Origin of the sequence: Bremerella volcania (assembly GCF_007748115.1) — a bacterium.
In the GTDB taxonomy this organism is placed as follows: domain Bacteria; phylum Planctomycetota; class Planctomycetia; order Pirellulales; family Pirellulaceae; genus Bremerella; species Bremerella volcania.
In genome coordinates, this window is record NZ_CP036289.1 from 4,170,188 (window position 1) to 4,194,614 (window position 24,427).

Consider the following 24,427-nt stretch of genomic DNA (forward strand, 5'->3'; position numbering starts at 1 on the left):
CAAAGTATAGGCAACTATGAAGTATCACCTGTTAACTGGCGGCACAGGCTTACTCGGCCGCTACCTACTTCGCGACCTGACGTTGGCGGATATTCCGCTGGCGGTCATCGTGCGCCCCTCGCGAATTGAATCCGCGTTGGGTCGCATTGAGACGGCCATGACCTACTGGGAAAGGGAACTGGGACACGCACTGGTGCGGCCCATCGTCCTGGAGGGCGACATCACGCAGCCGATGTGTGGCCTGTCCCCTGAAGATCAACGGTGGGTTCAGGAATACTGCGATACCGCCGTTCACTCAGCGGCCTCGCTGACCTTCTATGCGGAAGAAGACGACGGGGAACCGTGGCGCAGCAACATCCATGGCACCCGAAACATGCTCGAACTCTGCCGCAAGACGGGCATTCGCAAATTCCATCACGTCTCGACCGCGTACGTTTGTGGTCAGCGACGGGAAGTCATTCGCGAAGATGAGTTGGATGTCGGCCAACTTCCCAGCAACGACTACGAAGCAAGCAAGATTACGGCGGAAAAGGAGGTTCGTGCCGCAGGCTTCGATACGTTAACGGTTCATCGACCGTCCATCATTGTAGGAGACTCCCAAACGGGCTTTACCACTTCATACCACGGCTTTTACACGCCGCTTCGCCTGGTGCATACGCTGGTTACGACCTTGCCATGGGATGTGATTGCCCAGGGAGACTGGCTAGGTACGCTGGCACTCTCAGGCGACGAACGAAAGAACCTGGTTCCCGTCGATTGGGTTTCGGCTGCGATGACCGAAGTGATCGCTCGTGAAGATCTTCATGGCGAGACCTATCACTTCACCAATCCCAAGGCAGCGACGGTCGCAGACATGCTGGCATCGATGGGAGAAGCGGTTCTTGATTTGGCCAAGCATGAAGCAGCGGATCAATCGAAGCTCTCGGAAGACGCGGAAAAGATGATGCAGTCGTTCCGCGATCAGATGAAGGTCTATCAGTCCTATTGGAGTGATGACCCAACCTTCGATAGTACGCGCACGGAAACGTGTTTGCCTCACCTGCCCTGTCCCCAGGTTGATCAGTCACTGATGGACCTGTTGGTGAAGTACGCCATCGACAAGAACTTCGGTTGGCCGCGGGAAACGCCAGTCAGCCGCAAGTTCCCCATTGCCGAAGAGCTGGCCCCCTGGATGAGTCCCAGCGATTCGTCGGACAACTCCGATGATCGACGTTACGTCAGCCTGCGTATTAGCGGAAACGGCGGTGGCCAGTGGCACATGATTTTGGATCACGGCCGTCTGGTGGGCGTAGGATCTGGCCTGAAAAACGGAGACAGCTCAACCTGCTATCTCAACTCCGATACATTCCATCGCCTCACCCGCGGTCAGCTTAGTTGGGAAGCCGCACTGCAATCAGGACGATTGTTCACAGCTGGAAATGCTACCAGTTCCGAAGAAATCGCCCGATGTTTCCAAGAGTTCTCGACCGCCACCAAGGCCGAGAGTCCTTCCAGTTTCATCCAATAAATACAAGACACGATCGACAACATCGTCAGCGAATCACAGGGGTTTTATTATGTCCGGTACTGTTTCCAAGTTTGAAGCCGCCAATTGCACCGTAAGCTCGCAGGTCCTCGACCGCGCCAAAAAAAGCTTGGCTGGTGGCGACAGCAGCACTATGCGGGTTCTGCCTTACCACATTCCACTAGTTGCCGACCGTGCCCAAGGGTGCCGACTATGGGATGTTGACGGTAACGAATACATCGACCTCAACATGTCGTACGGCCCTTTGCTATTAGGTCACCGCCCCAAGGCCGTGATCGAAGCGGTCTATCGCCAAATCTCGGAGCAAGGCAGCCAACTCGGCTTCCCAACGGAAGTCACGATGCGTGTGGCTGAAAAGATCAAGAAGCTCTTCCCGAGCATCGAGCTACTTCGTTTCGCCAATTCAGGAACCGAAGCATGTGCTTCCGCCGTACGTCTCGCCAAGACGTATACCGGCCGGAACAAGCTGATCATGTTTGAAGGCCATTACCACGGTTGGAGCGAAGCAGTATTTACCAAGTACCATGCTCCCCTGGATGAGCTTCCCGAGAAAGGCTACGGTCAGGCCATTCCCGGCACTTCCGGCATGGGGGATAGCATTAAGGACGTTATCACGGTTCAGTGGAACGACCTGGATGCTCTGGAACGAGCCCTAGCCGAACACGGCGACGAAGTGTGCGCGGTAATGATGGAACCCATTTCAGGCAACGCCGGTTTGCTGATGCCCAAGGATGGTTACCTGGCAACGGTCCGGGAAATGGCCCACGATTGTGGTGCTTTGCTCATCTTCGATGAAGTTATCACCGGCATGCGAGTCTCGCCGGGTGGTGCCCAAGAGCATTACCTGGTCAGCCCTGACATCACCGTCATGTCCAAGGCGATGGGTGGTGGTTACCCGGTCAGCGCGTTTGGTGCCTCGGCCGAGATGATGCAGTGCATCGTGAAAGGCCCACTGTTCCATGGCGGCGTCTTCTCTGGAAATGCGATTGTGATGTCGGCCGCGGAAGCCGTCCTCGATACGGTCCTGGCAGACAAAGAGGGCATTTACGGTCACTTGAATGCCGTTTCCGACCAGCTCGCCAATGGCGTGAAGGACATCTACTCGCGTCTGAACATTCCGGCTCAGGTCAATCACCTGGGTCCGCTGATGGCAGCCATGATTACGAAGGAAGAGACGGAAGGTCTCTACAACTATCGCGATGTTCGTCGTCACGCCGACTTTGATCGCTACATTCAGTTCCAACACTGGATGCAACAGCGTGGCGTCTATTTCCACCCCAACGAGTTCGAACCGATGTTCCTGTCCATCGCTCATTCGTCGCGTGACATCGACGAAGTCCTCGAGCGTTGGGAAGAAGGTGCACGCCAATGCCTGGTACGTTAACGCCAAAATCAGTATGGAGCCCCACTCCCATACTAAAGGCAGCAGAGAGCTATCGCGGTAAGATCTTTGACATAGATTCTGGCCGCAGTGTCTCTTCCGATCAATTTCAACGCCTGCGACAACAACTCACTCAAACCCTGAAGCAGAAAGGCATCGCTGCTGGCGATCGTGTTCTGGTCACGATCGCTAATGGACCGATATTCCCGATCGCACTCACGGCTTTGCTCGAGTGCGAAGCTTCTCCCCTGTTGGTGCACGTGATGACGCCCCCTGCCGAGTTGGCTCGCTATGCCCAACGATTCGGCGTGAAGTGGCTCATCTCTTCAGGCGGTGACGAACAAGCCGAGTCGGTTCTCGAACGACATGGCATGATCTTCGCTGGCGATGACTGGAGCCTCTTGTTGGGACGTTTTCCCGAACCGACCAGCATTCCAGGTCCCGAGCTACGCGGAGTGCCCCTCCATCCCACGTCTGGATCGACGGGACTACCCAAGATTGCGCTTCGTCCGGGTTTTCCAGCGATGGAAGAAGCCCGTCATTACACGGCAACAATGGCCATCTGTGAAGATGATTGCATGATGGCTATTCCGCCGATGAGCCATGCCTATGGCTACGGCGTGACGACCATGGTGCCCCTGCTGACTGGGGCGAGTATCGTCACCACGGCAAAGTTCAGCGTCAAGCAACTGGCACGCGTCTTACGTGAGTTCCCCGTAACCGTACTGCCGATGGTTCCTGCTCACATCGATATCCTCCTCTTCGGCGGTGGCATCGATTTCGGACGCCTACGATGGCTGCTGACCGCGGGCTCGATGATGCCAAAACGGTCGGCCGTGCAATTCCGCAAAAAGACTGGCGTAACAGTTTGTCCCTTGTACGGCACCACGGAAACAGGGGGCATCTCAGTTGCGACGATTGCGGATGGCCAAGATGTTGATGGACGCGTCGGACCACCGATGGACGGTGTCGAAGTCCGCGTACACCCCCCCGCCAATGCCGACGAACTTGGGCTTGAACCCGGCGTAGGCAAGCTACACGTGAAGAGTTCTTCCATGATGACTGGATATCTTTCCGATACCGGTGAAGTGCTCACACCATGGGACGAAGATGGCTTCTTCGAGACGGGCGATCTATCGAAGGTGGTGGAAGACGGTGTGATTCATCTTCGCGGTCGCACCGGCGAAATGATCAATGTCCTGGGGCTGAAGGTCGTACCATGCGAGGTCGAAGAGGTCATCGCGGCGATGCCTGGCGTTCGTGAAGTCAAAGTCTATGCCGGGCAGCTAAAGTCCAAGGGAGAGATCGTCAAAGCCGCGGTAGCCGTCGATGACGGAGTCGATGAGGCCGCCTTGAAGGCCTATTGCGATGAACATCTTGTTTATTACAAGCGTCCGCGAGACTTTGCGATTGTCGACAAGCTACCCCGAAACCCCGCAGGCAAGATTCAAGTGAAAGAGCTTCCTTGATCGCTTAGCACCCGCAGGATATCCATATGTCACAGCTTGCCATGCAGCCCAATTCCGAAACCAAGTCTCAGTTGGCCAAGCTGTTTCCCTTGCCTCTTTCACCAGTCGAAGCGTTCATGCTGGCCGACGGACGCTCGCAGTACCCTATGATGTGTGACATCGAAGTCCATGTCCAAGGGACCATCGAACGCGGGCCATTTGAGGAAGCCCTCGCGTTTGCCATTCAACGGGCCCCTTTCTTTCAAAGCATTGTCGAGAAAGACAAGAAACGCGGTTTAGTCTGGCAGCTGACCAATCGCATGCCAGAAGTCGAATGGGATGAATTCGGCGTTCCCTGTTTGAATGGTTACGACTCGCTTGTCGATCTCTTTCAAGAGTTGGGGCTCCGCATTTTCGTTCGATCGGGAAGCGATAGATCCTCGTTTCTTCTACATTTTCATCATGCCACTTCTGATGGCGTCGGTTCGATCGCGTTTGTCGAAGATTTGTTGACGGCCTACCACAATGCGACCCCTGGCACGAAATTCGTTAAGCCCAGAAAGTGGGAACCTGAGCGTTTACTCAACCGCTGCAATTCCTCGTTAGACAACCCAGGCTGGAGACGAGGCCTGTACGACGTCTATTGCGGCATTTACGGGGCCAGCAACTTTTTCCTGCAACGCCCCCTGCCGATGACCGCCAAGCACTCGTCCCTGGCAGACGACGCGACGCGACAACAGAACGGACACATCACCAAGGCGGTCAGTTCGGAAGCCACATTGGCCATGCGCAAATGGACCTCCGCTGAGAAGGTCACGGTTAATGACGTTTTGCTACGCGACTTGTTCGTTACGCTTCATGACTGGATGTCGGACCAAGGCATCGATATTGGCTCGCGTCACCTGAGAATCCTCATGCCGCAAAGCCTGCGAGGAAGAGGTGACGGAGCGATGCCAACCACGAACGACATCGGCTTCGCGTTTATGGCACGCCGTGGCGATCTCATTCGCACACCCGATGACCTGTTAAGATCACTCGCGCCGGAGACGGCGGCCATTCGCAAAGACAATCTCTCCCGCCATTTCATCGGTGGCCTTGCCGCGGTGCAATCCCTGGGGCTCCTTCCATGGATGCTCAATGGATCGTCCTGTTTTTCGACGGCCGTACTTACAAACTTCGGCAACTCGTGGCGACGATTTCAAGCGAAACTTCCTCCAGCCGAGGGTGGCCTCACCGCGGGCAATCTCGTGTACGATGGCCTTACCGGAACGCCACCTTGCCGCCCCAATACGGCAGCGGCATTCTGCGTCTGCACTTCGGCGGATCAAATCTTCGTCAGTCTGAAGCATGATCCGTTTCATTACACGCTGGATGAATCTCACGAACTGCTCTCGCGCTATATCGACCAGATTACCAGCAGCGCCGTCGGTCCTTCCGCCTAAGCGCTATTTTGGCCTATCATAAGGGTTTCCATGGAAACTCGTTAATTCTCAAAGCCAATTGCGACGGATACATGCGCCCTGAGTTCTGGATTGATGTTGGAGGAACGTTCACAGATTGCCTGCTTCACTTAACAGGTCAAGCGACTCGCCGAAAAAAGGTCCTTAGTTCCGGCAAAATGCAAGGAACCATTGGCAAGGGAAGTACCCGTCATTCCATCTTCGATCCGATTCGGTGCGAAGATCCTCCCGGCATATGGCGCGGGTATCACCTCGAGCTGTTTGACCACCGTGGCCAATGGATTGAGTCGCAGTTAGTTTCGGAGTTTGACCCTGCCAGCGGTCAGTTAATGCTCTCAGGTCCGCTCGCCGAGATGCCGCAACCGGGAAATGTCTACCAACTGACGGGGCACGAAGAAGCACCTCTGCTATCCATTCGGTACTTGCTCGGGCTATCCCTAAGTGATCCCACTCCTGCGGTGAATATTCGCCTGGGAACAACGCGCGGCACGAATGCCCTACTGACACGGACCGGCGCCGACGTCGGCCTGGTCATTACCGAAGGCTTCGCCGACATTCTAGAAATCGGTTCACAAAGTCGCCCGCATCTTTTCAACTTGGACATCAAGAAGCCAAGTTCGCTCGTATCGAGAATCGTCGAAGTGAAAGAACGACTCGATGCTCAAGGCAGCACCCTTGTTTCAATCGATGAGGTCGACCTCCAAGAAAAGCTGACTAGTCTTTACGCGTCCGGCATACGCAGCGTGGCGATTTGCTTCCTACACGCTTACCGCGAACCCAAGCACGAGAGAATCGCGGCAAAGATTGCAAGCGAAGTCGGATTCACGGATGTCAGCGTTTCCCACTTGGCCGCTCCGCTGATTAAGATCGTTTCGCGCGGGGACACCACGGTAGTGGACGCCTACCTCAACCCAATTCTCAGGGACTACGTCCGGCAAATTCAATCGAAGCTAGATCCGAGCAGCCAGATTCGCTTGTTAACTTCCGCCGGGAGCTTGGTCGCTGCGGAATCTTTCTCGGGCAAGGACAGCATTCTTTCCGGGCCGGCCGGTGGCGTTGTGGGGTTTGCAGCGGCTGCGAGAGCCGTTGGATTCAACAAAGCCATTGGCTTCGATATGGGAGGGACCAGTACGGATGTTTCCCGCTTCGATGGCACCTACGAACGCCAATTCGAAACAGAAAAGGCAGGCGTGCGAATCGTCGCGCCCATGATGGCAATCGAAACGGTCGCAGCGGGTGGCGGCTCGATCTGCGCATTTGATGGCGTGAAATTGGTGGTTGGCCCACGGAGCGCCGGTGCTGACCCCGGTCCGGCGTGCTATGGCCGAGGCGGTCCTTTAACGGTTACTGATATCAACTATGCCCTCGGCAAGTTACAAGCAGCCCGGCTTCCCTTTCCGCTCGATGCCGAAGCGGTTGATCGACGATTGGCGGAAGTCTGCCAACAGGTTGAAGTAGCAACCGGTCATAAGCGAACGCCACTGGAACTAGCTGCTGGTTTCCTACAGATTGCCAATGCCAACATCGCCGAAGCGATTCGCACGATCTCGGTCGCCAAAGGCTATGATCCGCGATCCTACCTGCTCGTCCCCTTCGGTGGAGCGGCCGGCCAACATGCTTGTGCCGTCGCAGAAATCCTTGAGGCTCGACAACTTTTGTTTCACCCCAACGCCGGCATCCTTAGCGCTGTGGGCATCGGTGCAGCGGAGACATCCCGGTTCGCAACCCAACCCTTCTACCTGGCTTTCGAGGAGGCATCCCCAGAGCTGGAATCTTCACTTGAGGCATTAAAACAGACCGCAAATACCCAGCTTCATGAAGAAGACGTCGACGAGAATTCGATTACCTATCAGAAGCAGATCGAATTAAGGTATCGAGGGCTTGAAGCTTCGCTGACGATTGAGGCAGACCCCCTCGACAGCCTTGAGCAACGCTACCACGCGGAGCATCGCCGCCGCTACGGTTATGATCGTACCGAACACCCGATCGAGGTCGTCGCGGCCCGTGTCGAAGCGATCAGCCACGGCACTACCGACTCGGTTCTCAGCGAGCCTCGCCCTTCGTACGAACCAGAGGCAGTCAAGGTCGTTCCTCTTGTGTTCCAAGGAGATCAAGTCGACACCAAGGTTTACGACCGAGACCAACTGCGGCCAGGGGCAAAGATAGTCGGACCTTCGCTCATAGCCGAGCCGTTGGCGACGACCGTCATCGACCCAGGCTGGGAAGCGGAAATGCTAAGTGCAGGTGAACTGCTGGCGCGGCGAGTTGCTCGTCAAAACGAGTCAGACGATCAGGGCTCCTTAGATTCACTCAACATTCCCGACCCGATCCTGCTCGAGATCCTCAACAATCAATTCGCGGCCATTGCCGAGCAAATGGGCGTTGCCCTGCAAAACACATCCGTCAGCGTAAACGTGAAGGAACGTCTTGATTTTAGTTGTGCGTTATTCACTTCTGCTGGCGACTTGATCGCGAACGCACCTCACATACCGGTTCACCTAGGTGCGATGGCGGAAACGGTCAAAGCAACGATTGCATATCACCCGAACATGAGAAGTGGCGATGTGTTCGTTACCAACGATCCGTACCATGGCGGTTCCCATCTGCCAGACGTTACGGTGATTACGCCAATGTTCGTCCGTGATTCCGATGTCCGGCCCACTTTTTTCGCCGCCAGCAGGGCACACCACGCTGAGATCGGAGGTATTGCCGCCGGCTCGATGCCATCTGGGTCGCTGAACCTGGCAGAAGAAGGCGTCCTGATCGAAAATTTCCGGTTGATCGAGGCAGGCACTCCACACTGGGAAGAACTGGAAAAGATTCTCACCGAGGCACCATTTCCCTCTCGCAAAGTTTCCGACAACCTGGCTGACATTGCCGCCCAGATCGCCGCGAATCATCACGGGATCGAAGACCTCAAACGGATGGTGCATCAAAACTCGTTAGATACCGTGGTGGCCTATGCAAAGCATATTCAGGCGGCCGCCTCCCGAAAAACACGTGCGGCACTCGCGAAGATCCCACCAGGGCGTTACGAGTTCATCGACCACCTGGATGATGGCTCTCCTCTGTGCGTTGCCATCGACCTGCAGGGAGAAACCGCAACGATCGACTTCTCTGGCACCGGGCCTGTGCTACCCGGCAATCTCAACGCGAATCGAGCGATTGTAACGGCGGCGGTCATGTACTGCTTGCGGTGCCTACTCAGTGAAGACATTCCCTTGAATCAAGGCGTGCTCGAACCGGTCGAGATCATTCTTCCTGAATGTTTCCTGAATCCACCGAAGCAACCAACACCAGAAATGTGCGCAGCTGTCGCCGGCGGTAACGTGGAGACGTCGCAGCGGATCGTGGATGTCCTCTTGGGAGCGCTCGGCATGGCAGCCGCCAGCCAAGGAACCATGAACAACTTGACCTTTGGAGACGCGACGTTCGGTTACTACGAAACGATCTGTGGAGGATCCGGGGCGACGAAAAATGCTCCCGGTGCATCTGCCGTTCATACCCATATGACCAACACGCGACTCACGGATGCTGAAGTCTTTGAGCTACGCTTCCCGGCGAGAATTCGACGGTTCGCCGTACGCCGGGGCTCAGGCGGAGGCGGTTACCATCGCGGTGGTGATGGGATTATTCGTGAAATAGAATTCTTACGACCGCTTGAGGTCTCACTTCTCACTCAGCGCCGCGGCCCCTATCCACCGTACGGTCTGAATGGAGGGCGGCCTGGGATGTGTGGCGAAAATTTGATTCAACGCAAGAACGAGGTAGAAACTCATTTACCCAATACGACCAGTCTGTCGGTAAATACAGGAGACATCCTCATCGTGAGGACGCCTGGCGGCGGCGGATTCGGGAAACCAGAAACGGAATAACCATCTATGGCCTATTCTTTGCCTACCCTGCGCAGCTTCCTGATCACCATCCGCTCAAGATGATCGCGCACTTACCAACGCTTGCCGTACCTAGGGAAACCGTAATGACCGCGTTGCTTGCTTGAAAGTTAGGTGAATCACCTACGAACTCCAAGAGGCAAATGCCGGGCCGTAAGCAGGACCAATTCTCAATTCAATAGGATCGGCTGGCCTCCTCTCCACTTTGAACCGCCAATATGGCATTGGTATGCGATGTGCACCTCTATGATTTAGCTTGCACTCACATAAGGAGTTTGCCATGTCTACCTCATCTACGAACTTTGCCATTGCTGACTTACCTGGTCTCGGCGAAAAAACACCCATATTTGAACTGCCCTCGGATGCGCTCGCGCAGGTAAAAGCAGAGGCGCGATACCTACCGCTGAGGGAAAGCGAACATATTGGAACCCATGCTTCCGCTGGCGAAGTATTGATTTTCTGCGTTGCAGGTAAGCTCGACGCGAAAGTTCATCAACATCACCACGTGCTTGAACCCAATCAACTATTGCACGTTCCGGCTGGATGCCCCTTCCGACTCGAAGCACGAGTCGATAGTGCCGTTTTGGTAACTTCACTGGCTGCCAAATCAAACCTGAGCAACGGAACAATTGCAAGTCATTCATCGTCGGTTCACCGAGATGACGAGGTTCAGGAAGCATTGGAAGAATCTTTTCCAGCGAGTGATCCCCCGAGTTACAACTCGACGATTACTTAGTGACCCAAAACGTTGCCCTGGACTAAACGTAACGACCAAGGAGAATTCTAGTGGCCACAGCAGAAGCAGATCCTGAAGTTCATACCGACGTGATGCAGGCGGTCGTCCTCGATCAGTACGGCGGCGAAGAGAATCTGAAGATCAAGAGCGTTCCCCGCCCAAAGATTACCGCCGATCAAGTACTAATCCGCGTTCACGCTGCCAGCGTCAACCCAATTGACTGGAAGGTTCGTCAGGGCATGCTCAAGTGGATCCTTCCGGAACAGCTACCGGCTGTCCTCGGCTTTGACGTCGCCGGAGAGATAGCGGAAGTCGGTTATAGCGCCAAACAACAGGGCTGGAATACCGGTGATCACGTGATGGCGTTTTCCGATAAGACGTTCGGTGGCGGTTACGCCGAATATGTTGCCGTCGACTCAAAAGTGATCGTTGCCAAGCCAGAGAAGTGCTCCTTCGAAGAAGCCGCCGCCATTCCGCTGGCTGCGACCACGGCTTGGAAAGCATTGGTCAAGCTCGGCCAACTTCATGCAGGGGACGACGTTCTTATCAATGGTGCCTCCGGTGGGGTCGGGTCGTTCGCAGTTCAAATCGCCAAGGCATTAGGCGCCAAAGTGACCGCCGTGTGTAGTTCCGACAATCACGCATTGGTTCGTGATTTAGGCGCGGACGAAACCATTGACTACCACGCAACCCAGTTCACCCAAATTGCTCGAACATTTGATATCGTGTTCGATGCCGTGAGCAAATCGTCGTTCCACGAATGCCGGCGAATCTTGAAGCCAGAGGGGCACTATATTGCCACTTTGCCTTCCGTGGAAAGCGTGGGCATGTCGTTGATCTCGAAATTTCAGAAGCAGTCGTGCCATGTCGTTTTGGCTCGACCTGATGGAGATATCCTAAAGTCGCTGGCTGCCTTGGTGAATGAGGGGAAACTACGCACGGTATTGGACACGGTTTTTCCACTCAATGAAGTTGCCGCGGCACACCGTAAGAGCGAAGGGGGGCACGTCGTCGGCAAGATCGTACTGCATGTTCTGAAAGACATACCAGACGAACGACCGCATTCAGAACAATAGCACCTTCGGTTCTGCCCCTCGCAGTGAAGACCTCCCCCCGGGTCTTCGCTGCTTTTTTATGCGCGGATCGCTAATTCCGTTACCTGTAATCTTTGCTGCTTTTCCGAAAAATGCCGTGTGCCGTGCGGAAATTTGACCTCATGATGCACCCTATCCCGGTGCGAGAAGTCGCGTTTCGGGTTAACATTTGACCTTTGGAGCATCGCGACGTTTCGTCGATGCTCGGTCAAGACCGACGATGGAGAGTGCAGGAATGTCCCAACCAAACCAACCGCTGGTTGGCGTAATCATGGGCAGCAAGTCCGATTGGGAAACGATGCGGAATGCCTGTGAGATTTTAGAATCATTTGACGTCCCCTACGAGAAACGGGTCGTCTCTGCGCACCGTACACCTGCGTGGATGAATGAATATGCCACGACGGCACAAAGTCGCGGGATCAAGATCATTATCGCTGGAGCAGGCGGGGCGGCTCACCTGCCAGGCATGGTCGCCTCGCAGACGACTCTTCCAGTCTTGGGTGTACCTGTAAAAAGTCGTGCTCTCAATGGCCTAGACTCGCTGCTTTCGATCGTCCAGATGCCCGGCGGCATTCCTGTCGGCACGCTTGCGATTGGTGATGCGGGTGCTAAGAATGCTGGCCTCTTGGCGGTACGGATATTGGCAACGACTGATTCCGATCTCCAGAAGCGGCTCGCCAAGTTTCAGGAAGAACAAACGCAGAAAGTTCTCGAGGATTCCCAACTGTGACAAAGACCATCCTTCCCGGTGGAACCCTCGGAGTTCTTGGCAGTGGACAACTTGGTCGAATGTTCGCCATTGCCGCACGTCGCATGGGCTACCGCGTTCACGTTCTTTCTCCGGAAACGGACACGCCGACAGGGCAAGTCGCTGACGTAGAGATCACCGCCAGCTATGACGACTTGGACGCAGTTGCCCGCTTCGCCGAGCAGGTCGATGTCGTCACGTTCGAGTTTGAAAACGTTCCCCTGGCAACTGTCGATGTGGTAAACCAGAAGGTGCCCGTCCGACCAGCCGGACGCGTCCTGCATACGACGCAGCATCGACTTCGCGAAAAGACGTTTCTGCGTGACCATGGCTTTCCGGTCGCTAACTTCCACGCCATTGGCGAAGCTGCCGATCTCGATGCGGTTCCCGATCAACTCCTACCAGGCGTACTCAAGACAGCTGCCTGGGGGTACGACGGAAAAGGGCAAGTCAAAGTTGCCAATCGCGACGAACTGAATACCGCATGGAAAGACGAACTCAAGCAGGAAGCTATCCTCGAGCAACTCGTCCCCTTCGAGAAGGAGTTCTCAGTGGTTGCTGCCCGGGGAATGGATGGATACGTCGAGTGCTTTACGCCAATCGAAAACATCCATGTGAATCACATCTTGGATGTCTCGGTCTCACCCGGCCGACTTTCCGAGAAAGCAACGGCCGAGGCGATGGAGATCGCTAAGGCAGTTTTGACCGAGCTAGATGTGGTAGGCGTACTGTGTGTTGAGTTCTTTCTGGCTCCTGGCGATACCTTGCTGATCAACGAGCTTGCCCCACGTCCGCACAACTCAGGCCACCTGACGATTGATGCCCACGTTACCTGTCAGTTCGAGCAACAAATTCGTACGATCTGTGGTCTTCCGTTGGGTTCTACTCGGCAACTGCGACCAGCTGCGATGATCAATCTGCTGGGAAACGTCTGGGAACCAGGTCCACCCGATTGGGCAGCCGCGTGTTCTAATCCAGACGTCAAGTTGCACCTTTATGGCAAGCACGAACCACGAATAGGCCGAAAGATGGGGCACATGACCGTTACGGCGGAATCAGTCGATGCGGCTATTGAGTCTGCCTATGCCGCCAAATCCCGCCTCATAGGCAAGTGACAGCTTCTCCAGTTTGCGCCGAGCCTGCATCCTAACAGTCAACTGCTGCAGTGGGGATTCAGACTGAATTCGCACTGCTGAGCGACCGAAGATGTTACCTAGATACAAACTTCGGCCTTTTGAGACTTTGTGATGCGCATCGAGACTCAACCTTCGTCTACGCTTACCCGCCAGCAAAAGCAGGATGCCGCAGGCGAGCAGCTTCAAAATCTCTTCAATGAAATCCTGACCGCGGCTGGCCAGCCTGGTTACGCTTCGGCAGAAAAATACGAGTCTGAGAATTCGATCCAGGACGACATCCGGCAAGACTGGGACGATTGGTTCTCTGTGGCTAATACCGGCAACTATTCGACTGAAGTCGATGCCCAAGCCCTTCCAGGCAACTACGGCGATTTGCTTGTTCGTACCTACAACGAAGGGGGTTACGCCGACCCGCAAGGTTTTCTGAAGAGCCTGTCCGAAGATGAATTGGCTACGGTGCAACATGTGAACCGCCTGGCCGATCCGATCAACGTGGATGACCTGACCCCGGAAGCCGCACTAAACCTGTTGATCCCACGACCGGCACAAATCGACCTGAATTACGATGGCTTAACTCAGGTTGGGGAAGGTTACATGATTCGCTTCCCTGATAGCCGTACACCAGAAGCGGTAGTCAATGCCTGGAACGAGACGACCGCCGACATGGACCCGATGGAAAAGAGCTTCTACGAACTGCAGATGAAGCTTCCCACGCTGCTGGCCAACATTCATGTCGATGACCAAGGACGCTACGTCAGCCATACCGAGCCTGGCGATCCGAATTGGGTTAATCCGCAGGCCGATTCCAACTACTCGTACACCGGCCTGACCGAGCAAATGCTCGACTACCTGGACTATTTCCAGTACCAGATCCCAAAAGACCAATACGAGCAACAGCGGGCCTTCTACTCGGCTCTGAAGCAAAGCCTGCAAGAACATGGGGCTCGCTGACGAACCCCATCAAAGCGACATGATCTTAAACGTCGCACAATGCGACGCCGTGCCGCAGCGAGGCAAGCTTATCGTCCCAGGTTGGGATGTATTCCTGGACGACATAGCCATCGTAGTCCGATTCGGCAACGGCTTTGATGATGGCGGTATAGTTCATCTCTTGTGTTTCATCCAGTTCGCCTCGACCTGGATTGCCAGCCGTGTGAATGTGCCCGATGTAGGGCAGGCTTTGGCGAAAACGTCGAATGACGTCGCCATTCATCACTTGCACGTGGTAGAAATCGAACAGAAGCTTCATCTTGGGTGAATCGACCTGTTTGATCATGTCCAGGCAATGATCGACATCGTCGCCGAAGTAGCCCGGGTGCCCCTTCATGGGGTGCGAATCATCTCGACTGTTGAGATGCTCGAGTACAAGCTGAACGTTGTTTTCTTCGGCGTAGGGAATAACCGACTTCCAAAAGTCGACGCAGTTCTTGGTGCCTTGCTCGAATCCGATTCCCTTTTCGCTCATCCCGGTGAATGTGATCACGCTAGGGCAGTTCCATTTCACGGCGGTATCGATCGCTCCCTTGAGTTTCTCGGTACACATCGCGTGATTGTCGGGATTGACCGGACCATCTTTGAAGCCGTGTCCGGAGCACAGCGAAACCTTCAAGCCGTGCTCTTTCATCAGTGGGTACCAGTTGACGTCCAGACCTTCCATTGCCTGGAGCCCCATCTTTGCGCACGCGGGAATGAAGGTTTCCATAGGCATCGGATTGAAACACCAGGCCATCACCGACTGTTTGATGTTCCTTCCCGTTGCTTTGAAGTCTTCCGCCGGTACTTTGGTTTCCGTGGAAGGCCCAGCGGCCTGGACGGTTGACGCCATGACCAATCCAGCCACGGAGGTACCAACGGCCGACTTGATCAGATCACGGCGAGATAGGCGAGTTTTGTCTTGAGGCATGGCAGTGCTCTCGCTTGATTATTGGAGGGGAAGCTTAGGAGTTATCAAAGGGAAAGGCCAACTGCGATTCATCCGGTGGCTGGGCCCCGGGATTCAATTCCTTGAACAGCAGGCTGGGCTGAATTCCATGATTGTTCTGGTACTTGTCACTGACGTATTCGGTAATGTCGCCGGTGATCTCATGATAGAAGATCTGGCAAATAGGCACGTTCGGATAAATCCGAATCGGCTGAACGGCGAACATCTCTAAGGTCCAAAAACCCTTGAACCCCACATCGCCAAAGCCGGCGGTGACATGCACGAAAAGCCCAAGTCGCCCGATCGAACTACGACCTTCGATCATGGGGACAAAACCGTGCGTTTCGGTCATCTCATTGGTCCGCGCCAAATACAGTTGATTTGGATTCAGCACGTAACCTTCTTCCGGTATTGTAATTCGCCGGATCCGGTGAGGCTGGCGCATATCGAGGATAAGTTCCTCGTAAGTCATCAATTCTTCATTGAGCGTCAGATTGTAACTATTGGGATTTAAACGACTTTCGTCATAAGGCTCGATAAAGATCTTGCTGCCGAGATGTTTCCGAATCTCGTTACCGGAAAGAATCATGGATGGGCCTTGGGTTGTCCGCCACGGTCGTCATGAGCCGCGTAAGCGAAAAGTCCTGGATGATGCCGAAGTGCTGATTATAGAGGGATCTCACGAAATTAAAACGGACTTCTTTCCTTGAGAAGAGAATCCGTGATAGGCCTTAACGCCCCCTTTTCCCCTCGACTGAGGCCCTGTTTCCGGCGGATTTACTTTACGCCAATCTGTGGACAGAACTTCAGGAAATGGCATCCTTCGCACTTGGGCTTTCTGGCCGCACAGACTGCCCGGCCGTGGTGGATCAGCCGATGCGAGAAATCGATCCACTCTTTCTTGGGGACGACCTCCATCAGCTCGCGTTCGACCTTGACTGCGTCCCCCTTGTCGGCCAGGCCCATCCGCCAGGTTAACCGGCCGACATGGGTATCGACCACAATGCCAGAAGGAATTCCGAACGCGGTCCCCAGCACGACATTTGCCGTTTTGCGACCGACGCCCGGCAAGGCAACCAAGGTTGCTAAATCCTGCGGCACCTCACCGTCGAACTCGTCGGCAATCGCCTGGGATGCGGCGTGGATATTCTTGGCCTTGTTCCGGAAGAACCCTGTCGTCTTGACCATGTTCTCCAACGTCTTAACCGGTGCCCGCGACATGGTGTCGGCATCGGGATACTTGGCAAACAACTCCTTCGTCACGATGTTGACCCGCACATCGGTACACTGAGCCGATAGAATCGTGGCGATCAACAGTTGAAAGGGGGTCTCGTAATTCAACGCGCACTCAGCACCGGCGTAGTCCTTTTTCAACTGTCGGACGACTCGACGGGCCTGAGCTTTACGCTCTTGGAGGTCTTGGATCATTGGGAGAGAGATTTTCAAATGGAAGTGTTCAGTTTTCAGTGGAAGAGAGGCGAATCGACCACGACAGATGCTCTCTCAACCATTTAGTCTCTCCCACAGTTTTCGCAGAATTTCGAGTGTTTCCCTAGGGGCCTTGCCACTGCCATACGCTACCTGGCCGTACAGATCGGCAGTGGGCCTGACGGTGCTGGCAAGTTCGTGATGCTGCATTTCCAGCATTGAGGCGAATTCCCCAGGGGTTTGCTCTTCTCGGCGCTGGCTCCCCTGCTCTGCCGCCCAGGCTTCGAGCGCAGCGAAGGAATACCGAACCCACTCTTCCAGCGGTTTCGTTTTCCAACTCGGGTCGTGAAATGGATTGCGAAAGGCTGAGAACGCAAGCCGAGGCTTCTTTACCGGCTCGGGAGCAGTCTCTTCCTGGGGCTCTTGCTCTTTCTTTCCGCCCAAGAGACTCGCCCAGAATTCATTCCACGCTTTGACGATATCGTCCCAGAACTTCCACACAAAGAAGGCCACAACCCCTATCACCGCTGCGTAGACCAGTACCTTCAGCCAATCTCCCCAAGAAGCCAGCGGGTTGGAAAACGAGGAACCAGGCGACTCAGGAGGTGGTTGATTGGATTGCTCTGGCGATGACTCTTCTGTCGATTCTTCTTGGGAGCCCTTTTCCTCCGATTCGTTTTGTTTCGCGTCTGACTGCGTTTGATTCTGCTGCGATTGCTCAGACTTCTCGGAAGATTCGTCGCCTTGTTTCTGTTCTGATTCACCCTCTTGTGACTTCGACTGATCGGAGGACTTCTCCTGAGACTCCGATTCTTTTTTGTCTTCACTTTTACTTTTGTCGTTGGTTTTGGAGTTCTCGCTTTGTTGCTGATCCGTTTCTTTCGACTCGCCAGGCTTCTTTTTTTCAGCGTTCGGATCGGTTTGGTTGCTGGGGTCTTTTCCGTCTTTTTTTGTTTCGTTGGACTTTTGTGAATTCTTATCGGTACGCTCTTGGTTGTCAGTCGTCTTTGACCGATCTTGGCGATTGTCTTTGGTGCCGTCTTTATTCACGGCAACCTGCGATGCTTTTCGTTCTTGCTCGTCCTGGTAGAAGGGTAACTGGGCCAGTTCGTATTCGGCGTTGGGCCGCGGCAAAATCGACACCACGATCAGCACCAACGCCACGACACCGAACCCCACCCCAAGCCACGTGCCGGTCATGCTTAACGGCATCATTAAACCTCGCGTCTGCAAGTAACGCCGAAGGCCTAAGAAGCTTGTCGTCACCAACAGGCATAACGCCGCGAAGACGTAAGCGACCAGCAGAGTAAACAGATACCACTTCTTGTCGGCAACCTGACTGCCGGCAAGTGCCTGGCCGAAGCCAAAAATGGGAAGCGCTGCCAGCGAGAAGTAGACTACCCATGCACCTGGAGCAAACTTCGTATTCGTGGGATTTACCCAGGCATCAAGCTTTTGCAGGAAGGTTTTTGGGTCTTGTGAATCTTCTTCCGATTGCCCTGTGACGCCCTGCGTTTCTTCAATGGGTTGGGGAACTTTCTCCTGGGAATCTTCATCCGGTTGCTCTCGACGAATCCACTGCATAAGCCCCTTTTTCGAAGCATCGACCGAGCCCGCCATCACCGTGCAGTCGTACACCAGGCGGGTACTCAGCCACCAGATGACCCCCAGCAGGATAGCCGTTAAGATGACCGCCTCGGGAACGAAACGCATCACGGCCGCAAGGACGCAAACACCGAGGATTCCTCCGAGCATGACGGCTCTCGCTCCGCCTTCCTCGATCCCGACGCGAGCATTCGCGACGATCCCCAACACGAACATGCACATGATGAAATTGAGCCGCCAGTCATGGGGGCCGTCATAAAATACCCCCACCGTAAACAGCACCAAACTACCGACCAATACCATGATCAGCGCCGGGGCAACGGCGATAATGGCATAGTCAAGTTCGGTGAGTCGGGGACGCATGGTAATTGGTTTTCCGTTGGAAGTATTCCGTTTTCAGTTCAACAAGCGAGTGACCGTCGTCATCAAATCTGCCTCGCCGAACACCGAAAACTGAACACTTCACACTCCTTCTAAAACAACGGGTAAGCCTGTTCCTGGCAGATCTGACTGATGGTGTCCAACGATTTGAGTTGTTTGGCAAGCATGCGTTCGGCGAGCAGCATTCCGGCGGCCTGGGCGAATTCGTATTCATCCCAGCAATTGACGATCGGTGTTACCGCGTAGCCTCCGCGGACCAGGTTACCCAATGCCATCGCGACCTCAGGCGTAACTTTGCTCAGGATCGGAACGACGGTAGCATCGCGTGGCAAGTCACTTTCGATTTCCAGCAGGAGCGAAGGCAGTGTCAGGCCTTCATTCTTTTCACTTCGGGCCATCATATGCCGGATCTGCTGAAACTGGTGGGCCCCCCGTTTGGTTCGCACCTTCTGGGGGCTTAAGCGAGGATCGCGATCAATTCGCCCGGCGCTCTTTCTGGCTGCGTCACGTGTGCGGGCATCAAAATCCCAACCTTCATACTTCATCCGCTGCGCCGCATCGACGGAATTCGTGAAGATACCCACTTGCTGATCCATCAAATGAACCGAGTTAGCGATCGCCACGGCGCATTTGATTGCTAACTCACTACGAATCGGCTCATTTTTTTCCGGAAAGCTATCCGGGTGCAAGTCAAGAATAATACTCACACCAGCGATGCAAGTTGCTTCGTATTGTTTGCTATGCAGTTGGCCGGTACGAGCCGTTGAGGCCCAATGAATGCGATTGAGAGGATCACCCAACTGATATCGACGAATACCAGCAATGCGCGACGGATCCTCGAACAGCCGTGATTGCATCTTGATCTCGCCCAAGGGACGCTTCGAAACGAGATCGAAACCTTCCAGGGGAATAATGGCAGGCTCGACGGTAATGAACTCAGGCTCGGCAATCATCTTGAACTGCTTGTAGAGGCCGAACACATCTCCCGTTTCGAGTACGGCAGGCCCAATCTGATAGTACCCGCGGCGATTGCATTGAATTCGGTAGGTCAGTAGCTTGGTCGCACGAGGCCATAGCATCGCCAGGAATATCCGCTTCCCCTCCACTTCCAGCGCCGCTGGCCGCGTGATTACGGCGTGCCGAGGCAAGAGGTCTTCGACTAGAATCCATGGCATAGGAATGGCCCCGGAGTAGCGCACGGTCAGAGCGACCGTGATGACGTCTCCCTCTTCGGCATCCACCTGACTGACATGTCGAGTCGCCGAAAGGTGACGCAGCCAATAGCGAACCAGAACCCTGGAACCGAGCATCACCGCTACCAATGCATACATGGCATAGGTCATCAGTCCCAGGCCAAAAGCAAAGGAAAGAGCGAGCAGGATCGCAGTTCCCAAGACCCAACGCATCATACCGTCGCCTCGTCGAGCATCGGGACCGGGACCTCCTGCAAAATGTCGTCCAGCACGTCTTGAGTTGTCACTTTGCGAAGACGGCTTTCGGGACGAAGGATCAAGCGATGGGCCATCACCGGCGTAAGGACTCGCTTGACGTCATCGGGAAGAACATAGTTGCGTCCCAAGATTGCCGCCAACGACTGGCTGGTACGAAACAGTGCGAGCGATGCCCGGGGGCTTGCGCCCAGCAAAAGCTGATCATGCCGCCGGGTCGCGTGGACCAGTTCGACAATGTAACGCTGGACCTTCTCGTGCAATTTGACGCTGCGGCTGGCCTTCTGACAGGCTCGCAGTTCTTCCTTGGAGACTACCGCCTCAATCGTTTCCAACGGATGCTGCTTTCGCGAAGCCGTGAGCATCTTGAGTTCGTCTTCCAGATTCGGATAGCCCAGACTGAACTTCATCAGAAAGCGATCGAGTTGGGCCTCGGGTAGTGGGAAGGTTCCCTCGTGGTCGATTGGATTTTGTGTGGCCAAAACAAGGAACGGCGGCTCGAGTTCGTGCGTCTCACCATCAATAGTAACGCGTGACTCGGCCATGGCTTCCAACAAAGCGGCCTGAGTACGGGGAGTCGTACGGTTGATTTCGTCGGCCAACAGGATGTTGGTGAAGACAGGGCCACGGCGGAACTCAAATTCCGAAGTCTTCTGATTGAAGATCGACGTGCCTGTAACGTCACTGGGCAAGAGATCAGGGGTACACTGCACCCGCTTGAGTGTACAACCGACACTTTTAGCGAGTGCCCTCGCTAGCATCGTTTTCGCGACGCCAGGGACGTCTTCCATGAGAACGTGCCCCTCGGAAAGCCAGGCGACGAGCGAGAAGACAACTTGCTGTCGTTTCCCGAGAATGACTTTTTCAACATTCCCTAAAATTTTCTTGACCGTTGAGGCGACATCCATAGAAGTTAGTTTCTGAGGCGAGTTAAGGCGGTCGATTCGCGAATATCGTTATTATCTAAAGATTTGGGTGAATTGCCCGCGTTAAGATTGGAATTTTCTAATTGACGGGCGTACACCACGAAGAATATCATCAAATACCTCTTCAGAGGTGTAACGAAATCCGTTTCCCAAGCAATTTCGTCATAGCTATCGAAACGATGGTATAACGAATGATACCTGGGGGAAATGTGCGCGGCATTTACTCCCTTGGCCAGCATCAAAGAGACTCCCATGTTCAGGCAACCAACCGACTTCTGGCGGTACAACTGGGCTCTAATCGCAGTCTGCGCAGGGCTTTGCCTTCTTTCCAGCGCGCACGCACGCACCTGGACGACATTGGAGGGGAAAGAGGTCGAAGCTGAACTGGTCGAAGTCGTCCAGGATGGTAAAGCCGTAATTCTGGACGTGAAGGGCAATCGATTCACGGTCCCTTTGGAACGACTATCCCCGAAAGATCGGGGGTACATCCAGGGCCTGCAAGACTCGATGCCAACGCTATCTGATGCCGAGCTACAACGAGAGATCGACGAGGCCGTGTCGGAAGACGAGCGAGGAGACAAAGATAACGAAGCCGATCCGGTTCGGCTAAAGGCCAAACGCATTTGGCGTTCCCGCGAAGGGGTTGCGGTGGAAGCCCAGTTTATCCGTATGGTTCAAGGAACCATCATTCTGCGTGAAGGGGCCCGCTACCATCGCATTCAGTTCTACGATCTTTCCGTCGACGATCGCCAGTTTCTTGCTGATGCCCATAAAGCCATTGGAAAAGCAGCGCTGATTCCGCCGGTACGGCCAGACCTTTTGGATGCCGAACCGCAAACGAGCGATGTTCCTTCCTATCGCGATCATCCACCGGTTCCATCTTCGCCCATGCCTGCCCCGGTGAAGTCTCCCCCAGCACAAACCCAAGTGAATCTTCCTGATAACGGATTTGGTAGTGCCAGCGACAACGTCAAGCTACCACCAGGCGGCTTTGGCGCCGCTGAGGAAACAACGAAGTTGCCGCCTGGCGGATTCGGAAGCCCCGCCTCAAGCGATTCAGGATCAAACGTAAAGCTGCCACCGTCCGGCTTCGGAACGCCGTCCTCGTCAAGTCAGGTAGATTCCTCTTCGGATTCGACCGTGAAACTACCTTCCGGCGGATTTGGAAGTGTGGGCAAACCGTCCGAGGTGACGGAAGATCACGGGTCGTTCAGTTCCGTTCCAACTCCGTCGTCAACCAATTCCGGCAAAGTGGGCGTCCCCTCATCGACCATCACTGATAACTCAAGTGCTCAATCGGAAACTTCGGAACGTCCACTTTTTGATGTAGCTTCGGTCCCCAGTCGGTCCAATGGATTCGGCTCGGCGACTCCCGCCGATTCATCAGGTTCCCCCCAGTCGCCAGACAACATGGCGCCGACGTCACCAACTTCGACTACCGGCACTCCACCCACGAATGGAGCGAAAACTTCATCTCCAAACAGCGGATCGAATACACCTTCGGTTTCCGACGAAGATTTCAAAACGCATACCTATACACCCAGTTCCGATTTCTCTCCACTGCAAACCGTTGAAGACCGTGAATTCACGACGGCTGACTGGAATCTGCAGATGTTTGGTGTCATGCTACTGGCACTGGGCAGTTTAATGATCGCAGGAGGTTACCTCTGGCTGATCGCCCTGGCGTTTCTGGAAAGCCTTGAAGTCGGCTTGCGTAGCTTGATCCCAGGGATGGCAATTGTTCAAGGATTTTCCGATACGGAAAAGTCGAGTGTTCCTTTGCTGGGAATGTTGCTTGGTATCTGCCTCACGTTGGGGGGCTTTGGCCTTTTGATGGGCGTAAGCTAGACTCAGCCGAAACATTTGTGATTGGCTTTACCTATGTGAAGACATATCTTCTCAGGTAGAGTTAATCCAATACGAAGGGTTCATCCTGAATCGCCCCTCGCTCAATCATCCATCCAACTTGTCCATTCATCCCTGAACCTGGGAGTTTCACCGATGTTGGCCAGCCGACATTTTCTATATGTGCCTTTTCTGATCTGCCTTTTTGTCGTCGTTGCCAATGCGCAAGAAGTTCGTGAGTGGACGGACGCCAACGGCCGAACTCTGAGCGGAAAATTCCTGGAATTAACGGCGGAGAATAACGTCCGCATTGATTCCAACGGTGAGATCTTCGTGATTCCGCTGACTGCCTTTATCGAGGCGGACCAACAATACGCCAAGCAGCAGCAAGCCAACGCCAGCAAACCGATGACGTCGCCGAAGCCCAAGATCGACAAGAGCGACGAAACGCTTTTCGAGAATCGCAACTGGAGCGACTACAAAGACGAGTCCATTAAGGCCAAATTCGTGCGTATGCACGAGGGTTATGTAATCCTGCTGCAAGGTGCCAATGCTCAAAAAGTCTCGTTCTACATCCTGAACAAGAAAGACCAGGATTGGCTTCGAGCTCACCTACAAAAGCGGGGCGAAGAGGATCAAATCATCCCGCGGGAAGAAATGGAATTGGATGATCCGGATGTCCATAAGGAAATGGATCAATACATGGCCCGACGTGCTACGATTCCAGGCACTGGCCAATCAGGAAACAACCAGCCTGTCGATTCGCGACCGCCAGCTTACGTTCCTCCAGAGAACGCTCCCTACCAGCCGCCGAGCGAGAACATGAATTCTGGCGGAAACCCGACCAGTCCGATGTCATCCAACCCCGGCGCATCCTCCGATCCTAATCAAAATGGGAACGACAATTCCGCGAATATCAACACTCCCGGCAATGGCTTTGGCGAAGGGATGGTCGCGGCCAATGTACCCAACAATGGCGGTACCGATGCGAATTCTCAAACCGGTGGTGGTGACTCTTCCCCAGGTTTTAGCAATCGTTTTCGGAACAAGTCCAATGGAGTTCAGCCAGGATACTGCCCCAATTGCCGCATGGAACTTCCCCAAGGTGTCGGTCCTGGGGATCACTGCCCGCGATGTAATGTCTTCCTCGAAGAATGGGTCACCCCTGGCACTGGGCCTCCGGTCGACCCTTGGTACGTCCGCTACCCTGTCCTATACATTGTCGGCGGTGCGATCGTGGTGATCGGAGCGTTGACCTTGCTGTCAAAGAAATTCTACGGCTAAAGCAAACTCCAATTTTCGCTATAGAATTCCGAGCATCAGGCACCAATAATTGCTCAACAAGCCAGGCGATCAGGTTAATCCTTAACGGCTGACGTAACTTGCTTTGCCGTAAGGGGATCCCTGTGCAGAGTCGCTTCTGGGGATTACCATTGAAACGTCGGGGGCAGC

At 54.5% G+C, this 24,427-nt stretch carries 18 protein-coding genes; 12 read left to right on the forward strand and 6 right to left on the reverse strand.

The genetic code is table 11. The annotated features are described in order from the left end of the window. Positions 1-16 precede the first annotated feature (16 nt). From Pan97_RS16465 to Pan97_RS16510, 10 genes are all read left to right on the forward strand, one after another. A complete protein-coding gene (locus Pan97_RS16465; protein WP_144974399.1) occupies positions 17-1,507 on the forward strand; it encodes an SDR family oxidoreductase in 1,491 nt (496 codons plus the stop codon). A 49-nt stretch (positions 1,508-1,556) separates the two neighbouring features. After that, positions 1,557-2,909, forward strand: coding sequence for an aspartate aminotransferase family protein (locus tag Pan97_RS16470; RefSeq protein ID WP_165698806.1), 1,353 nt, complete (start codon positions 1,557-1,559; stop codon positions 2,907-2,909). Beyond that, the gene (locus Pan97_RS16475) at positions 2,894-4,375 is read left to right on the forward strand and encodes a class I adenylate-forming enzyme family protein (RefSeq protein WP_144974403.1); all 1,482 of its coding nucleotides are present in this window, start codon (positions 2,894-2,896) and stop codon (positions 4,373-4,375) included. The genes Pan97_RS16470 and Pan97_RS16475 overlap by 16 nt, the downstream gene beginning before the upstream one ends. 26 nt (positions 4,376-4,401) lie before the next feature. Further along, positions 4,402-5,796: a hypothetical protein gene (locus Pan97_RS16480; RefSeq protein WP_144974405.1), complete on the forward strand. Its 1,395-nt coding sequence runs from the start codon at positions 4,402-4,404 to the stop codon at positions 5,794-5,796. 176 nt (positions 5,797-5,972) lie between these two features. After that, entirely contained in the window at positions 5,973-9,689 is a 3,717-nt protein-coding gene (locus Pan97_RS16485) for a hydantoinase B/oxoprolinase family protein (RefSeq protein WP_241676316.1), read from the forward strand. A gap of 298 nt (positions 9,690-9,987) precedes the next feature. Further along, positions 9,988-10,443, forward strand: a complete 456-nt coding sequence (locus Pan97_RS16490) for a cupin domain-containing protein (RefSeq protein ID WP_144974408.1) — start codon at positions 9,988-9,990, stop codon at positions 10,441-10,443. Positions 10,444-10,493: 50 nt separating this feature from the next. Continuing rightward, a complete protein-coding gene (locus tag Pan97_RS16495; RefSeq protein WP_144974410.1) occupies positions 10,494-11,519 on the forward strand; it encodes an NAD(P)-dependent alcohol dehydrogenase in 1,026 nt (341 codons plus the stop codon). Positions 11,520-11,772: 253 nt separating this feature from the next. Further along, complete coding sequence (purE, locus tag Pan97_RS16500) at positions 11,773-12,267, forward strand: 5-(carboxyamino)imidazole ribonucleotide mutase (protein WP_144974412.1); 495 nt, start codon at positions 11,773-11,775, stop codon at positions 12,265-12,267. Next, on the forward strand, positions 12,264-13,400 hold the full coding sequence (locus Pan97_RS16505) for a 5-(carboxyamino)imidazole ribonucleotide synthase (RefSeq protein ID WP_144974414.1): 1,137 nt from the start codon (positions 12,264-12,266) through the stop codon (positions 13,398-13,400). The genes purE and Pan97_RS16505 overlap by 4 nt, the downstream gene beginning before the upstream one ends. A 132-nt stretch (positions 13,401-13,532) precedes the next feature. Continuing rightward, positions 13,533-14,372 carry a hypothetical protein gene (locus Pan97_RS16510; protein WP_144974416.1) on the forward strand — a complete coding sequence of 280 codons (840 nt, stop codon included), beginning with the start codon at positions 13,533-13,535 and terminating at the stop codon, positions 14,370-14,372. A gap of 25 nt (positions 14,373-14,397) precedes the next feature. Here the strand turns inward: Pan97_RS16510 and Pan97_RS16515 are convergent, their stop codons facing one another. The 6 genes from Pan97_RS16515 to Pan97_RS16540 all read right to left on the reverse strand — a co-directional run bounded on the left by Pan97_RS16515 (position 14,398) and on the right by Pan97_RS16540 (position 21,112). Then, complete coding sequence (locus Pan97_RS16515; protein WP_196782124.1) at positions 14,398-15,324, reverse strand: TIM barrel protein; 927 nt, start codon at positions 15,322-15,324, stop codon at positions 14,398-14,400. A gap of 34 nt (positions 15,325-15,358) precedes the next feature. Beyond that, complete coding sequence (gene dcd, locus Pan97_RS16520) at positions 15,359-15,931, reverse strand: dCTP deaminase (protein WP_144974417.1); 573 nt, start codon at positions 15,929-15,931, stop codon at positions 15,359-15,361. 188 nt (positions 15,932-16,119) lie between these two features. Continuing rightward, on the reverse strand, positions 16,120-16,770 hold the full coding sequence (nth, locus tag Pan97_RS16525; protein ID WP_144974419.1) for an endonuclease III: 651 nt from the start codon (positions 16,768-16,770) through the stop codon (positions 16,120-16,122). Positions 16,771-16,845: 75 nt separating this feature from the next. Next, the gene (locus Pan97_RS16530) at positions 16,846-18,738 is read right to left on the reverse strand and encodes a DUF4129 domain-containing protein (protein ID WP_144974421.1); all 1,893 of its coding nucleotides are present in this window, start codon (positions 18,736-18,738) and stop codon (positions 16,846-16,848) included. 110 nt (positions 18,739-18,848) lie between these two features. After that, positions 18,849-20,165: a DUF58 domain-containing protein gene (locus Pan97_RS16535; RefSeq protein WP_196782125.1), complete on the reverse strand. Its 1,317-nt coding sequence runs from the start codon at positions 20,163-20,165 to the stop codon at positions 18,849-18,851. Beyond that, complete coding sequence (locus Pan97_RS16540; RefSeq protein ID WP_144974423.1) at positions 20,162-21,112, reverse strand: AAA family ATPase; 951 nt, start codon at positions 21,110-21,112, stop codon at positions 20,162-20,164. Before Pan97_RS16540 ends, Pan97_RS16535 begins: the two co-directional genes overlap by 4 nt. A 270-nt stretch (positions 21,113-21,382) precedes the next feature. On the opposite strand from Pan97_RS16540, the gene Pan97_RS16545 reads away from it, so the two are divergent. Together Pan97_RS16545 and Pan97_RS16550 are read left to right on the forward strand one after the other, a co-directional pair. Continuing rightward, the gene (locus Pan97_RS16545; RefSeq protein ID WP_144974425.1) at positions 21,383-22,978 is read left to right on the forward strand and encodes a hypothetical protein; all 1,596 of its coding nucleotides are present in this window, start codon (positions 21,383-21,385) and stop codon (positions 22,976-22,978) included. A 153-nt stretch (positions 22,979-23,131) separates the two neighbouring features. Continuing rightward, on the forward strand, positions 23,132-24,259 hold the full coding sequence (locus Pan97_RS16550; RefSeq protein WP_144974426.1) for a hypothetical protein: 1,128 nt from the start codon (positions 23,132-23,134) through the stop codon (positions 24,257-24,259). Positions 24,260-24,427 lie beyond the last annotated feature (168 nt).

What these genes read in the sequence shown, in the direction of transcription:
- Pan97_RS16465 (WP_144974399.1), top strand. Translation starts at nt 17, where the DNA reads ATGAAGTATCACCTGTTAACTGGCGGCACAGGCTTACTCGGCCGCTAC.
- Pan97_RS16470 (WP_165698806.1), top strand. Translation starts at nt 1,557, where the DNA reads ATGTCCGGTACTGTTTCCAAGTTTGAAGCCGCCAATTGCACCGTAAGC.
- Pan97_RS16475 (WP_144974403.1), top strand. Translation starts at nt 2,894, where the DNA reads ATGCCTGGTACGTTAACGCCAAAATCAGTATGGAGCCCCACTCCCATA.
- Pan97_RS16480 (WP_144974405.1), top strand. Translation starts at nt 4,402, where the DNA reads ATGTCACAGCTTGCCATGCAGCCCAATTCCGAAACCAAGTCTCAGTTG.
- Pan97_RS16485 (WP_241676316.1), top strand. Translation starts at nt 5,973, where the DNA reads ATGCAAGGAACCATTGGCAAGGGAAGTACCCGTCATTCCATCTTCGAT.
- Pan97_RS16490 (WP_144974408.1), top strand. Translation starts at nt 9,988, where the DNA reads ATGTCTACCTCATCTACGAACTTTGCCATTGCTGACTTACCTGGTCTC.
- purE (WP_144974412.1), top strand. Translation starts at nt 11,773, where the DNA reads ATGTCCCAACCAAACCAACCGCTGGTTGGCGTAATCATGGGCAGCAAG.
- Pan97_RS16510 (WP_144974416.1), top strand. Translation starts at nt 13,533, where the DNA reads ATGCGCATCGAGACTCAACCTTCGTCTACGCTTACCCGCCAGCAAAAG.
- Pan97_RS16515 (WP_196782124.1), bottom strand. Translation starts at nt 15,324, where the DNA reads ATGCCTCAAGACAAAACTCGCCTATCTCGCCGTGATCTGATCAAGTCG.
- dcd (WP_144974417.1), bottom strand. Translation starts at nt 15,931, where the DNA reads ATGATTCTTTCCGGTAACGAGATTCGGAAACATCTCGGCAGCAAGATC.
- nth (WP_144974419.1), bottom strand. Translation starts at nt 16,770, where the DNA reads ATGATCCAAGACCTCCAAGAGCGTAAAGCTCAGGCCCGTCGAGTCGTC.
- Pan97_RS16530 (WP_144974421.1), bottom strand. Translation starts at nt 18,738, where the DNA reads ATGCGTCCCCGACTCACCGAACTTGACTATGCCATTATCGCCGTTGCC.
- Pan97_RS16535 (WP_196782125.1), bottom strand. Translation starts at nt 20,165, where the DNA reads ATGATGCGTTGGGTCTTGGGAACTGCGATCCTGCTCGCTCTTTCCTTT.
- Pan97_RS16540 (WP_144974423.1), bottom strand. Translation starts at nt 21,112, where the DNA reads ATGGATGTCGCCTCAACGGTCAAGAAAATTTTAGGGAATGTTGAAAAA.
- Pan97_RS16545 (WP_144974425.1), top strand. Translation starts at nt 21,383, where the DNA reads ATGTTCAGGCAACCAACCGACTTCTGGCGGTACAACTGGGCTCTAATC.
- Pan97_RS16550 (WP_144974426.1), top strand. Translation starts at nt 23,132, where the DNA reads ATGTTGGCCAGCCGACATTTTCTATATGTGCCTTTTCTGATCTGCCTT.